The sequence below is a fragment of the Novacetimonas hansenii JCM 7643 genome (assembly GCF_000964405.1).
GTDB lineage: Bacteria > Pseudomonadota > Alphaproteobacteria > Acetobacterales > Acetobacteraceae > Novacetimonas > Novacetimonas hansenii.
On sequence record NZ_BANE01000146.1, the window covers coordinates 1 to 12958 of the forward strand.

Below are 12958 nucleotides of genomic sequence, written 5' to 3' on the forward strand. Positions count from 1 at the left end.
GGCGCGATGGCGGTGTGGCGGTGGGTGTGGCGGCGCGCGCCGCGGCCGGTGACAGCCCCCGTGACGTGCCCCGTGCCGTATCGGGGGCTGTCGTCGCGTGGGGCGTGCGCGCGGCATGCACCGTCGCATGCCTGGCCTGCGTTTCGCTGCCCGGTGCGGCAAGCGCATGGGGAAGGAAGATGGTGGAACTGAAAAGATACGAACCGAAAACCAATGTCCGGTGCGTCGGACGTCGTGGGGGCGCGTCAGGTGGGGAAGTCACGAAGGGACGTGGCATAGGAGGGGGTTCCATGGAACATGTCTGTCGCAGCGGGGAAGGTCGGGAGGGGATCGGGCATCAGCATCGACACGATCCGTGCGGGGTGCGGGGGATGGGGGACATCATCGGGTGCCGTCTCCGTCTGGGTGTGGGGTCATTGCGCTGCGGTGCGGCCATATGCGCGGTTGAACCACAGCAGCGGCGCGGGCTGTGCCGCGGCCGACAGCGCGATGTCGATCACATGGGCGAACACCACCGTATGCGTGCCGACATCGCGGATGTCGCTGATGCGGCAGTCAAGGTTCGCCAGCGCCCCGTCCAGCAGCGGCGCGCCACTGCGTCCACGCCGCCATGTGGCCCCGGCGAAACGTTCGGCCATCGTGTGTTCACGGCTGGCGAAGCGGTCCGACAGGCCCGCCTGCCCCGCATGCAGCACGTTGATCGCCAGAACACCGTGGCGCATGATGTGCGCGTGCGCGCTTGCGGTGCGGTTGATGCACACAAGCACGGTCGCCGGCGTGTCGGACACGCTGCACACCGCCGATGCGGTAAAGCCATGTGCGCCGCCTTCGCCATCGGTGGTCACGATGCTGATGGCACTTGCCAGCGCGGCCATGCCGTCGCGGAAGGTCGCGGCGGAAACCACGGGGGCGGGACGGGTTTCAAGCAGTACGGTCATGGTCTCGTCCTCGGATCATGTTGAAGGGGAAATGCGGCCGCCCGGAACACGGCCGCCCGGAACACGGTCACACGGCCATGGCGGGGGTGGCCCCCGGTCAGGCGCGGCTTTCGGCGGACAGGGCGGGCATATGCACCGTGGCGGCGGCGGGGGCTGCGCGCAGGGCGGGGTCCATGTCGGGGTCATATCCGAACACGTCCCACCGTGACGCCAGCGTCATCACCAGCCCCCCCGACGGCGCGGCCAGCACCAGCCAGAACAGCGCAGTGCCCAGATGCGTGCCCAGCCATGGCAGGAATGTCAGCGCAAGGGTGGAACCCACCCCCGACACCAGCCGCGCCAGCCCGATGCCCATCCCGCGCAGTTCGGTGGGATAGCTGAGGGTGGGATAGGCCATAAGCTGGCATCCGGGGCCAAATCCCTGTGCGAAGATGAAGGCGGCGAACCCCGCGACGACGATGGCGGACCCGATGCTGTCATGTGGCGTCCCCACCAGCGCCAGCGCGCCGACGCCGGCCATCTGTAAGGCATATCCCCACATCAGCGGCAGGCGCGAACGCACCGAACGCGTCAGCCGCACCCCCAGCAGCCCGCCGGGAAACGCCACCAGCAGGTTGAGCACAACGGAAATGACCAGCACCTGCACCGCGCTGGCATGCAGCATCGCGCCCAGCAGGCCGGGCATGCCAAAGATGATGGCGCAGTATGAAAACGAACTGATGAGCGTCATTCCCGCAATCAGCAGCCCGCGCCGCAGCAGTGGCGCGCGCAGCAGGCGGCGCGGGTCGGGCGCGGGGACGGGCGGCGGCGTGGGCCGGGGGCGTACGATCGGGTCCACCCCGTGGGAACGGCGGATGATGTCGGCCGCACGCACCAGATCGCCGCGCCGGGCGATCCAGACGGGGGATTCACTCATATACCGCCCGCGCACCATGATGATTATCAGCGCGGGCACCGCCCCGAACGCCAGTGACGCCCGCCACAGCCATTGTGAATGCCCCGCCGGCAGCACCTGCGCCAGCGCCAGGACGATGACAAGGCACAGCGACGATGCCGCATACCATGTCGGGCACCATGCGGCGGCCCGCGCGGCCTTGCTGCCGCGCCCGTCAAGGCGGGAGAATTCCGACAGGAACGCCATGGCCACCGGCAGGTCCATGCCCACCCCGAACCCCATGGCAAAGCGCGCGGCAATCAGCACGCCCGCCGTCGGCGCGAACCCCGCGACCAGTGCGGCGATGACAAAGCACACCATGTCCGCCATAAATACCGCGTACCGCCCGATCCGGTCCGTCAGCCACCCGCCCGCGATGCTGCCGACGATGGTGCCCGCATTCAGCGCGGCGGCAACCAGCCCGGTCTGGAACGCGGACAGGTGGAAATGCGCCTGCACGTCATTGATGCCCCATGACAGCGTCGTCAGGTCATAGGCGTCAAGGAACACGCCACCCAGCGCAAGGGCGACGACAATGCGCGCATGCCCCCCCGCGCGCGGGCCTGCATTGATGATGGCCGAAATGTCATCGGCGTCGCGCACGACGGGGCGGCCATGTTCCATCACGGGGCCGGGTGGGGATGCGGGCCGGGGGGTGGCGTTCATGATGTCACCTGTTCATGCTGGGGGATGTCCGGGCGGGCGATGTCCCCATGCGAAATGTCCTCATGCAAACCGTCCCGGTGCGCAGGTTCCCGGTGCGCAGCTTCCAGATGCTCAGCTTCCGGATGCGCAGGTTCCGGGGACGCGGGCTCCGGCTGCGGCGCGCGCGCGGGCGCACTGTCATGGTCTGTATTGGCATGGTCTGTATCGGCACGGTCGGTATCGACACGGTCTGTATTGGCGCGGTCGGTAATGGTGTGGTTGGCGCTGTGACGGTCGCTACCGTGGCGCGCGGCGCTGTCGCGGTGCGCGCCCTGCGCCACCAGCGCGCGCAGGACGGTGGCCAGACGCGCCACCTGACGCGAAACCTCCGGCAGTCCCATCAGCTCGCCAAAGCGCCCGCGTGCCAGCGGCCCCGCAACAAACAGCGTCGCCTCGGGGTGGGTGCCCACGCAGGCCCGGCCCAGCGCATCGACATGCAGGCCCAGCCCCGTCGGGTCCATTTCCACCATCCCGCGCGCCGCCAGCCCGGCAAGGAAGGGCTGTGCCGCGATGATGTCGCCATGGGCGGGGCCGGTGGTGGTGATGATCGCATCGAACGCCGCCTCACGCGCATGGCCGTTGCCATGGCGCAGGGTGACGCGAAAGGTCTCGTCCTCCACCCGCGCATGTGTCAGGCGCGCGGCCATGAAGGTCAGCAGGCCCGCACGTTCGCGCCCGCGCACGATATCTTCCGTCGGGGGGGCAAGGCGGAAACGGTGCGTGTCCCAGAACGGGCGCAGGTGCCGGATCAGGCGCCGGCGTTCAGGCAGCGGCAGCGCGGCCCAGATGTCGGGGGCCTGTTCACGCAGGCGGTCAACCACCGCCTGCCATGGCTGTGGCGCATTGTCGCGCAGGGTGGCGCGCACCCGGCGCAGCACGTCGCGCGCGGTGCGTGCGGGCGGGGTGGTAAAGGCGCCGAATGCATCGACCTCCCGCGTGGCATGGCTGCGTGAACGCTGCCCCCGGCGCGAGATCGCGACAACCGGCCCCCGGTGTCCGCGCGCCTCCAGCGTGGCGATGGCGTCGGCCATGCTTAACCCCGTCCCCACAACCAGCACCCGGTCCGTGGGCGCGATGTCATCCAGCGCGCCCGCGTTCCATGGATTGGCCACCAGCACGGGATGCGCCCCCGGCCGCAGCGACAGCGCACGCAGCGGCCCCGGCGGGCGTGGCGGCGGATGGCTGGTGGCGATGACGACAATGTCCGCCACCATCTCGGCCCCATCGCTGGTGGTGATGACCCACCGGTTATCATCACGCCTGTATGCCGCAACCACGCTGGCGCGGTGGTGTGTCACCTGCCCCGATGCCAGCAGGGGGGCGATGCGCGCGGCGACATAACGGCCAAAGACCGCACGCGCGGGAAAGCATGTGCCATCAGGGCGGCAGGCCGCATCGTCGCCCGCCACCGCGTCGGTGCGCACGATCCAGTCCATGAAATCCCCCGGATTGTCGGTATCCAGGCTCATGCGCGTGGCGGTGACGTTGATGCGGTGATGCGGGTCCGCCGTGCCATAGGCCACGCCCGCGCCAAGGGTGGGGCGGGGTTCGAATACGGTGACGCGCCGCGCGGGTGGCCCACCGGCATCGGCGCCATCACCCTCCCCCTCCCTGCGCGTCAGGTGCCATGCCAGCGCCGCGCCGGAAAAGCCCCCGCCGATGATGGCGATATGGGGGACGGGCAACGTGTCGGGCACTGTATCTGACAGTGTATCAGCCAAGGTCGTGGCCATGACGCGCATTCCCGCCTTCAGGCCGCGTGGGGCGGGCGGTGGTCGCCTGCGATGGTTTCGCCAAATGGCCCCATGTTGTTGGGCGTTGCGCCCGCGCGCACCGGATGCGCCGTCGGCAGCAGCGGCAGCACACGTTCACCGAACTGATAGGCTTCCTCCACATGCGGATAGCCGGAGAAGATGAACGTATCGATGCCAAGGCGGCGGTATTCGTCGATGCGTTCGGCCACCGTCGCCGCATCCCCCACCAGCGCCGTGCCCGCGCCGCCACGCACCAGCCCCACGCCCGCCCACAGGTTGGGGCTGATTTCCAGCCTGTCACGCTGCCCGCCATGCAGTGCGCTCATGCGTGACTGTCCCACGGAATCCATCCGCGCGAACACCGACTGCGCCTTGGCGATGGTCGCATCGTCAAGATAGCTGATGAGGCGGTTCGCCTCGGCCCAGGCTTCGGCCGTGGTTTCGCGCACGATGACATGCAGGCGGATGCCAAACGACACCTCCCGCCCGCGTGCGCGCGCCAGGGCGCGGATATGGCTGATCTTTTCGGCCACCTGCGCGGGGGGTTCGCCCCAGGTCAGGTATTTGTCCACCGATTTCGCCGCCACGTGGGACGCCGCCTCCGACGATCCGCCGAAATAGATTGGCGGCCCGTCCTTTTGCAATGTGGGAAACAGCAGGTGGCCATCACGTACGGTGATGTGCTTGCCCTCGTACGTGACATGTTCCCCACGCAGCAGCGCGCGATAGATGTCGAGGAATTCGTCCGTGATTTCGTACCGCGTGGCATGGTCGGCAAACAGCCCGTCGCCCGCATTTTCCGCCGGGTCGCCCCCGGTGACGATATTGATCAGCAGCCGCCCCTGTGAAAACCGGTCCAGCGTCGCGGTCATGCGCGCGGCCAGCGTGGGCGACAGCAGCCCGGGACGCAGCGCAATCAGAAAGCGCAGCCGCCGCGTCAGTGGCGCCAGCGCGGAGGCGACGACCCAGCTATCCTCGCAACTGCGCCCGGTGGGGATCAGCACCCCGTAATATCCAAGCGTGTCCGCCGCCTGCGCCACCTGTTGCAGATAGGGAAGGTCCACCGGGCGCCCGCCCTTTTGCGTGCCGAGATAGCGGCTGTCGCCATGGGTGGGCAGGAACCACAGGGCGTTGATCTTTTCTGGAACGGAATAGGTGTCTGACATGGTCATGATGCCTTCGACAGGGGGGAGGGGGCGGGTTCGTCGGGGAACAGCGGCGCGGCCGGGGCATGCAGCGCCGCCGGGTCGCGGTATCGCGCGGCAAAGTGACGCTCCGGCAGGCGGGCCTGCCCCGGGCGTTCAAACAGGCGTTCGCGCAGGCTTTCCCCCGGCGTATAGGCCGTGCGGTAACGCCCGCGGCGTTGCAGTTCGGGGATGATGAGGTCGATGAAGTCGCGCGCCGTATCAAAGGAATGGTACTGGCGCAGGTTGATGCCATCGACACCGTCGATATCAAGCCATCCCTCGATCTGTGTGGCGACGGTTGTGGGGCTGCCAACGGCGAAGAAGCGGCCTTCGTCAAAGGTCGCGATCTGGCGCAGGGCGCTGCCGATGGTCTGGTCGGGGCGGAAACGGCGGTTCATGTTGCCAAAGGTCACGCCCTCGCGCCGCAGGACGTCGCCAATGCGTTCGTTCGGGTCGTAACGGCGCAGGTCAATTTCCGCCTGTGCATGCACCAGCGCGCCTTCGGTGCTGTAATATTGCTGGTATTTCTCAAGCTTTTTGCGTGCCAGCGCATCAGTCGTGTCGGTCACGATGCCCGCCATGACGATGAAACGGATGTCATCGCCATGACGCCCATGGGCACGGGCGCGTTCGCGGGTGCGCGCGATATTGGCGCGCACGTCCGCCGTGGTCTGCCCGCCGATGAACACGACTTCTGCATGGCGGGCGGCGAATTCCAGCCCGGCGGGCGACCCGGTGGCCTGGAACACGACCGGCGTGCGCTGCCGCCCCGGCTGTACCAGATGTGGCCCCGCCACGCGGAAATGCGTGCCCGTATGGTTGATGCGCCGCACGGCGTCGGGGTTGGTATAGATACCGGCCGCCGCGTCATTGCGCACCGCCGTATCATCCCAGCTCCCCTCCCACAGCTTGTACAGCACATCCATGTATTCATCCGCGATGGCATAGCGGCGGTCGTGGGGGATTTCGTCGTCAAGGCCGAAATTCTGCGCCGCCGAACGCAGGTATGACGTCACCACGTTCCACCCCACACGCCCGCCCGTCAGCAGGTCCAGCGTCGCCATGCGCCGGGCAAAGGCGAAGGGCGGTTCATAGGTGGTCGAAAATGTGACGCCAAAGCCGACATGCCGCGTCACCGCCGCCATGGCGGGAACCAGCATCAGCGGGTCCAGATTGGGGATCTGCACCCCTTCGCGCAGGGCGGGGGCGTCGCCTGCGCCAAAACGGTCATAGGTGCCGATCACGTCGGCCAGGAACACCGCGTCGAACAGCCCCTCTTCCGACAGTTTCGCAACCTCCAGCCAGTACGCCATTTCCCCCATGCGGTGGCGGTTATTGCCGGGCATGCGCCACATGCCGTGGACGATATGGCTGACGCACGCCATTTCGAACAGGTTGACATGCAGTTGTTTCGGGCGTGCGCTCATGCCGCATGTTCCTTGCGCGGGGGTGTCCCGGCCTGCGTCCCAACCTGCGTCCCGGCCTGTGCCTCTGGCTGTGCGTCCGCCCTCGTCGCGGCCTGCGTGGCGCGGGCCTGCCATTGCGCACCAAATTGTGTACCGTTCAGTATGTGATCGCCCAGTTCACGCTGCCGCTGGATCAGCGGGTTGTGCGACGCCAGCGTGCGTGCATTGCGCCAGTGGCGGTCAAGGCGTCGCGCCTCGCTCGTGGCGGAGGCGCCGCCGACCTCGAACAGGGCGGTCGCCGCCGACAGCACCTGTTCGGCCACCACCTGCTGCGCCTGATAGGCATGGGTCAGCGCGCGTTGCAGTTCCGGGCCGTCATCCGCGCCCGCGACCCATTGCGGATATGCCGCCGCCAGTGACGCCACCACCCGTTCCACCAGCGCATCGGCAGAGAAGGAAAGCGCCGACAGACGCCCCACCACCGCCTGCACCAGCGGGTCATGGCGTTGCGCCACCTGTCCGGGCACACCGAACGTGCGGGTGCGTGGCCGCACGAACGCCACCGCGTCACGCACGATGGCGCGCCCGATCCCCGCCAGCGTGGCGAGGTGGAAAAGCTGGTAATAGGTCGTGAAATACGCCTCGGTCGGGAATTGCGACAGCGGCGTGCGCGACAGGATGTTTTCATCGGGCACCACCACGGCGTCAAAGCGCGTTGTGCCGCTGCCGGTCAGGCGTTGTCCAAACCCGTCCCAGTCGTCAATGCGCTCCACCCCCGGCGCGGTGGTCGGCACGGCAAGTGTGATGCGATGCGGCCCATCCGCCGCGACCGCGACGATCCATGATGCATACAGCGTCCCGGTGGAGTAGTATTTTACCCCATCCAGCCGCCATAGCGTAGTGTCCGCCGTCCCCCCCTCACGCCGCAGTGTGGTGCGCACGCCCGTGCTGTCGCCCAGTTCGGCCATCGCCGCGCCGAACACCGCGCCATGTCCCGCAAGGTCCAGCCAGCGCGCGGCCTGTGGCGTGTCGCCTTCGCGCAGGCGGGCTTCGACGAAGGCGAAATGCGCGCGAAAGATCTGCGGCAGGTTTGAATCCGCCTCCGCCAGTTCGGATAACAGCGCGAAGGTTTCCGTCAGGCTTGCGCCAAGGCCACCATGGCGCACCGGCACCCGCAGCCCCGCGAACCCCGCATCCACCAGCCACTGTACCGCATCGCGCGCCAGCGTGCGGCTGTGTTCGCGTTCCACCGCGCCCTGGGCAATGCGTGCAAACACCGCCCGCAGCCGCGCGATGGCGTCGTGCCGGGTGGTGGGGAGATCATGTGAAGGATGTGCCGGACCTGTCATGGCGACCTCTGGGAAAGTGATGCAGGAATTAACGATTCCATGTGCGCATTATTACATTAACAACAGTATCAACAGTACAATGCGAGTCAATAAAATATTTGACGGATATTTTTTGTATTTTCAGGAGTCGCAGAGGATAATGGCGGAAAATTGCCGCATATCCCTGCGTGAAAAAGGGCGCGCAAGGGGCATTCAGGGCAGGAGGATATTGGTTGTATGTAATTGATATATAATAGGTATAATAAGAAACCGGGCCGGATTCCCGGGTCCGGTTAAATTAACGATATTAAATAGTTTATTATCCGCTGCATGGCCGCCCCGCCCCCTCTTGCAATCCGTGGGCAGGTCGCGTCATGTCGGGGAAAGGCAGCCCGGTGCGGTGGCCATGGCAGAGTGGAGAAAGCCTTGATGAATGCGCACGCCCCCCGATATCGCACACTCGACATGCCCGGCATTCTGGCGCTGTTGTCCGGCCTGCCTGACATTGCCGCCCGCCTTGGCGGGGATGGCGCGCAATGGACGATATGCGAGGTCAGTGACGGCAACCTCAATAACGTGTTCGTGGTCGATGGCCCGCATGGCGGCGTGTGCGTCAAGCAGTCACTGCCCTATGTCCGTGTGGACCCGTCATGGAAAATGCCTCTGGACCGCACGTTTTTCGAGGCGTCGTACCTGCGTGACATCCATCCCCTTGTGCCCGGCCTGACAACGCGGTGCCTGCATTTCGACCCCGACCTGTTCGTGCTGGTGGTCGAAAGCCTGTCGGGACATACGGTGTATCGCACCGCCCTGATGGCGGGGGCGCAATGGCCGCGTGTGGTGCCCGACATCGCCACCTTTGTCGCGCGCGCCACATTCGGCACGTCGGTCCTGTGCGCACCGTTTGAACATGTGTTCGAACGTCAGGCGGTCTATGCCCGCAACACCACCTTGCGGCGTATTACGCTCGACCTTGTGCTGGATGATCCGTACCACGATCATCCGCGCAACCATTGGGATGACCGGCGGCTGGATGACGTGGTGGGGCGTATCCGCGCCTCATGCACGGTGCGGCGTGTGGTGGACGGGCTGCGCCTGCGTTTCCTGACCTGTCCGCAGGCATTGCTGCATGGGGACCTGCATACAGGCTCCATTATGGCCACGGCCACCGATACGCGCGTAATTGACGGGGAATTCGCCATTTACGGGCCGATCGGGTTCGATTGCGGGATGTTCGTGGGCAATCTGGTGCTGCGTCGCTTTGCCGATCCGTCACCCGATGCGGGGCGGGCGTGTGTGCATGACATCCACCGGTTCTGGAACGGGTTCGTGGCCGAATTCACGCGCCAATGGGCAACGGCGCATCCCACGCCGTCCGACCCGTCCGGGCCGTGCGCATTTTTCCTGCCTGATGCGGCGGATGCATCATCGCGTGGCGAACGGACGCCGGGGCCGTCACAGGACCCGTTACAGGATCTGCCGCCGGGCCGCGCGGCGTTCCTGCGTGCGGTGTTTGAGGACATGGTGGGATATGCCGCCACGGAAATCATCCGTCGCATCATCGGTTATGCCCATACCGCGGATTTCGACGTGATCCCCACGCATGAGGCCCGCACCGTCCGCAGGCGCGCGGCGTTGGTGTTCGCATATGGCCTGCTGTGCCACCATGGGACGCATGACGGGGTGAATGCGGCCTTTGGCGCGTTGGCGGGGCAAGGGGAAGTGGAATGAAAATTTCGCTGGGGAAGTCTGGGGTTTGTCTTTGGCGCTGTTCGGAAATTCCGGCCCGCACCTTGCGGTGACACTAAAGGTTTTTGGAAAATATGTTTTCAAAAACCTTTTTAATATATAACATTTTTACAGGATATATGTCATTCGGGGACTTCCTTGCACCTTGTTTCAGGACTGTCTGAAAAGGTAAGTCCGATAGGATCGTAAAATCATAAAAGTTTTTGGTGAAGCTTTTTTCAAAAAGCTTCGAAACACGTTGCCTTTTAGATCGAAAGGTACCACCAAAAATCTTTTTCCATTGTTTCTCAACGGCTTGTTTTCAAACAGTCATCTAAGAAAAGTTTTTTGGTGCCGACTTTTTCCAAAAATGCGGTTTATTTCAAATCTTTTTGGAAAAAGCTTTACCAAAAACTTTTATAATTTCAGGGGGATTGGTACAGACGTTTCAGGCAGCCTCTTTGGCGCATGCTGCACCCAGACCTTTCTCCGCTGCGAGACAAAGGCAATGTGCCCGCATGGGGGGACTGTGGCGTGCTGATGTGGGACAGGGACCGCCTTTATGCGCAAAAGGCGGTTGTCCTGGGGCGTGTTGTCAGATGGAAAAGGTCGCCGGCTGTGCCGGTGGGCGTTCTGGCCGGGGCAGGCCGTGGTTTTCGGCCTGTCGTACCAGTTCGTCAAGCGTGACCTTGCGATATTCGCGTTCCAGCATTCCTTCCATCTGGTTCAGGAAGGGACGGATGACGGTATTGAACAGCGGGCCATTACGCCGTTCCATCCGGTCATGACGCGCCATGATGGCCTGGTGGATGTCCGACAGCAGGATTTCACGCGCCGGATGGCCCAGCCGGTATCCGCCATGCGGCCCCCGCACCCCCGACAGCAGGCCAGAGCGCGACAGCACCTGCAAAAGCGGTTCGATCCCGCGTCGCGCCATGCCTGATCGTTGCGCGATTTCCGTGGCGCTGACGGTGTTGCCGTGCATGCCGTGGAACGCAATGTCCAGCATGATGAAGATTGCCGTAACCGTGCGGTCGCGGAGGCCCTGCATATCGTATGTCCCGTGGTTATGCCCGCGTCACGACCGGCCGGACCGCCGGGGCGCCGGGCCTGCGCCCGCATGTCCGGCCGTGCGTCGTGCCGTCATGGCGCGGTGTGCGTGGGGGGAAGGGTTTCGATGAATTCCGCCAGCCAGCGCAGGCCCTGTGCCCATGCGCCCACGGCGGATGAATTGCCAAGGTGCCCCTGCGCCCCCGCCGACAGCAGGCGTGCGCCCCATCCGGTGGCGAAGGCCCGTGCGCGGGCGGGGGACAGCCATTCATCATTGCCACTGGCGATAAGGCGTGTGGCAAAGGGCAGCGGCGTGGGCGCAGGGGGCGCGAAATCACGCACCAGCCCCGGCACCTGCCGCGCGCGCGGGCCATGCAGGTCCGCCGGGGCGACAAGGAATGCCCCCGCCACGGGGATGCGCGTCTGCTGTGCGCCCCAGCGCGCGACCAGCACGGCCCCAAGGCTGTGGGCGGCAAAGATCACCGGCCGGTGGCACTGCACAAGCGTCCGTTCCAGACCCCGTGCCCATGCGTCATAGGTGGGGTGGTCCCAGTCCGCCTGCCGGACGCGGTGTGACGGCAGCAGCGATTGCCAGCGCGATTGCCAGTGCAGAGGCCCCGAATCATGCAGTCCCGGCACGATCACAAGGTCATAGGGAACAAGCAGGTCACGCACCCGCCGCGCCAGTGCTGCGGTGTCTTCGGGCGCGGGGGGCAGGCCATGCGCCATCGGTATGGGCAGGGGGGAATGCGCGGTGCCGGGCCGCGATGCTGTATCGGGGGTCATCGTGTTGCCTCGCCTTTCGCCTATGCCGCGGCCATGTGGGGACGGGGGGATGCATGCCCCGGCCGAAACAGGTCGAGCATCCGCACCACATCGCCAAAATCCCGGTTGCCACCAGGGGGATGGGACAGCGTGGTCCGTATCGTCCCGTCTGGCGCGATCAGGAAAACGACATGTTCTTCCACCGGTGCGGTGGGCAGGTCATCGAACTCTGCCCCGCAATACAGGCCCCATATGGCGGCAACATCGCCCGCATCGCACACCGTCGCCCATGTGGACGGTACTCCCGGCGTAATGGGATGCACGCCGTCATGGCCGGTTGTGGGCGACAGGGCCAGAACCTTTACCGAACGGTCCAGTTCCGGAATGCTGCTGGGGCGGAAATCCTGCGGGTGCGTCACCAGAACAGCCCATGCCCCGTCGCGCCAGCCATGGAAACAGATACGGCCCAATGTGGTCCGGGCCGTGAAATCGGGTGCCCTGTGTCCTGAAAATAACGCCATCGCCTTATTCCCTCCCGGCAGGACTGCCTGCCTCGGGATGGATAAAAACACATGGGTTATAGGGAGTCAACTAAACCACAACAGAAATTGTCTTTTTGCATATGAAAACAACATAAAAAGACGTGATTTTTGTCGGTGTATTATACAAAATAAAATAGTGCTTTTTACATGCGGCCCTGGGCACAGCCTGAAAACAGACCGTCATAAGGAATGAGAGGGGGCGGGAGTGTGAACAACCCGTTGATAAGACGTGATAAAAATTATCGGATGATGCCGTGTTCTGAAAATGCGATGTTTTTCAAGGCTTTTTGCACAAGGCGTCCGCAAAACATTCATGATGTCAGGCGGCTGCTGGATCTGGTTCTGCAAATAATTCCGGGAAATTTCCGGGCTGTCTTTTGTCGAAGGCAACGTCGTTGTCCGGGGTTTTTGAAAGTGGCCGGCAGGGGGCATACAGGGGGGCATACAGGGGGGCATGCAGGGGAAGCAGGTCGGGCCTTCATGCAGGGGCTGGCATTCTGGACATTCTCGTTGCGGGGAGGGCAGGCAGCCGTGATCCGGGCCCGATCACATGGCGCGAGACATGCGCCCGGCACGGTCGCGGCGGCAGGGCCGGGGGCCTGCCGCCGGTCAGGGCACCCG

Annotated in this window: 11 protein-coding genes; 1 reads left to right on the forward strand and 10 read right to left on the reverse strand. The window is 65.0% G+C overall.

The features are described from left to right. The 7 genes from B7G66_RS10675 to B7G66_RS10705 all read right to left on the reverse strand — a co-directional run. Positions 1-277 (reverse strand): hypothetical protein (locus tag B7G66_RS10675; protein WP_239016136.1); only part of this gene is annotated, 277 nt, incomplete at its 3' end. Between the two features lie 136 nt (positions 278-413). Continuing rightward, entirely contained in the window at positions 414-938 is a 525-nt protein-coding gene (locus B7G66_RS10680) for a flavin reductase family protein (protein WP_003621806.1), read from the reverse strand. Positions 939-1035: 97 nt separating this feature from the next. After that, entirely contained in the window at positions 1036-2538 is a 1503-nt protein-coding gene (locus B7G66_RS10685; RefSeq protein ID WP_003621807.1) for an MFS transporter, read from the reverse strand. Next, positions 2535-4310: an FAD/NAD(P)-binding protein gene (locus B7G66_RS10690; protein ID WP_174805773.1), complete on the reverse strand. Its 1776-nt coding sequence runs from the start codon at positions 4308-4310 to the stop codon at positions 2535-2537. Before B7G66_RS10690 ends, B7G66_RS10685 begins: the two co-directional genes overlap by 4 nt. A gap of 17 nt (positions 4311-4327) precedes the next feature. Beyond that, entirely contained in the window at positions 4328-5503 is a 1176-nt protein-coding gene (gene ssuD / locus B7G66_RS10695) for an FMNH2-dependent alkanesulfonate monooxygenase (RefSeq protein ID WP_003621809.1), read from the reverse strand. Next, the gene (locus B7G66_RS10700; protein WP_003621811.1) at positions 5500-6945 is read right to left on the reverse strand and encodes an NtaA/DmoA family FMN-dependent monooxygenase; all 1446 of its coding nucleotides are present in this window, start codon (positions 6943-6945) and stop codon (positions 5500-5502) included. The genes ssuD and B7G66_RS10700 overlap by 4 nt, the downstream gene beginning before the upstream one ends. Then, positions 6942-8273, reverse strand: a complete 1332-nt coding sequence (locus tag B7G66_RS10705) for an acyl-CoA dehydrogenase family protein (protein WP_003621813.1) — start codon at positions 8271-8273, stop codon at positions 6942-6944. Before B7G66_RS10705 ends, B7G66_RS10700 begins: the two co-directional genes overlap by 4 nt. A 408-nt stretch (positions 8274-8681) precedes the next feature. Here B7G66_RS10705 and mtnK point away from each other — a divergent pair, with 408 nt between their 5' ends. Next, complete coding sequence (mtnK, locus tag B7G66_RS10715; RefSeq protein ID WP_003621815.1) at positions 8682-9983, forward strand: S-methyl-5-thioribose kinase; 1302 nt, start codon at positions 8682-8684, stop codon at positions 9981-9983. A gap of 592 nt (positions 9984-10575) precedes the next feature. Here the strand turns inward: mtnK and B7G66_RS10720 are convergent. From B7G66_RS10720 to B7G66_RS10730, 3 genes are all read right to left on the reverse strand, one after another. Further along, a complete protein-coding gene (locus tag B7G66_RS10720; RefSeq protein ID WP_003621816.1) occupies positions 10576-11031 on the reverse strand; it encodes an RrF2 family transcriptional regulator in 456 nt (151 codons plus the stop codon). A 92-nt stretch (positions 11032-11123) separates the two neighbouring features. After that, positions 11124-11816, reverse strand: coding sequence for an RBBP9/YdeN family alpha/beta hydrolase (locus B7G66_RS10725; protein ID WP_003621817.1), 693 nt, complete (start codon positions 11814-11816; stop codon positions 11124-11126). Between the two features lie 20 nt (positions 11817-11836). Then, positions 11837-12316: a thioredoxin domain-containing protein gene (locus tag B7G66_RS10730; RefSeq protein WP_003621818.1), complete on the reverse strand. Its 480-nt coding sequence runs from the start codon at positions 12314-12316 to the stop codon at positions 11837-11839. Between the last annotated feature and the right edge of the window lie 642 nt (positions 12317-12958).

What these genes read in the sequence shown, in the direction of transcription:
- B7G66_RS10690 (WP_174805773.1), bottom strand. Translation starts at nt 4,310, where the DNA reads ATGGCCACGACCTTGGCTGATACACTGTCAGATACAGTGCCCGACACG.
- B7G66_RS10685 (WP_003621807.1), bottom strand. Translation starts at nt 2,538, where the DNA reads ATGAACGCCACCCCCCGGCCCGCATCCCCACCCGGCCCCGTGATGGAA.
- B7G66_RS10725 (WP_003621817.1), bottom strand. Translation starts at nt 11,816, where the DNA reads ATGACCCCCGATACAGCATCGCGGCCCGGCACCGCGCATTCCCCCCTG.
- B7G66_RS10720 (WP_003621816.1), bottom strand. Translation starts at nt 11,031, where the DNA reads ATGCAGGGCCTCCGCGACCGCACGGTTACGGCAATCTTCATCATGCTG.
- B7G66_RS10705 (WP_003621813.1), bottom strand. Translation starts at nt 8,273, where the DNA reads ATGACAGGTCCGGCACATCCTTCACATGATCTCCCCACCACCCGGCAC.
- B7G66_RS10700 (WP_003621811.1), bottom strand. Translation starts at nt 6,945, where the DNA reads ATGAGCGCACGCCCGAAACAACTGCATGTCAACCTGTTCGAAATGGCG.
- ssuD (WP_003621809.1), bottom strand. Translation starts at nt 5,503, where the DNA reads ATGACCATGTCAGACACCTATTCCGTTCCAGAAAAGATCAACGCCCTG.
- mtnK (WP_003621815.1), top strand. Translation starts at nt 8,682, where the DNA reads ATGAATGCGCACGCCCCCCGATATCGCACACTCGACATGCCCGGCATT.
- B7G66_RS10730 (WP_003621818.1), bottom strand. Translation starts at nt 12,316, where the DNA reads ATGGCGTTATTTTCAGGACACAGGGCACCCGATTTCACGGCCCGGACC.
- B7G66_RS10680 (WP_003621806.1), bottom strand. Translation starts at nt 938, where the DNA reads ATGACCGTACTGCTTGAAACCCGTCCCGCCCCCGTGGTTTCCGCCGCG.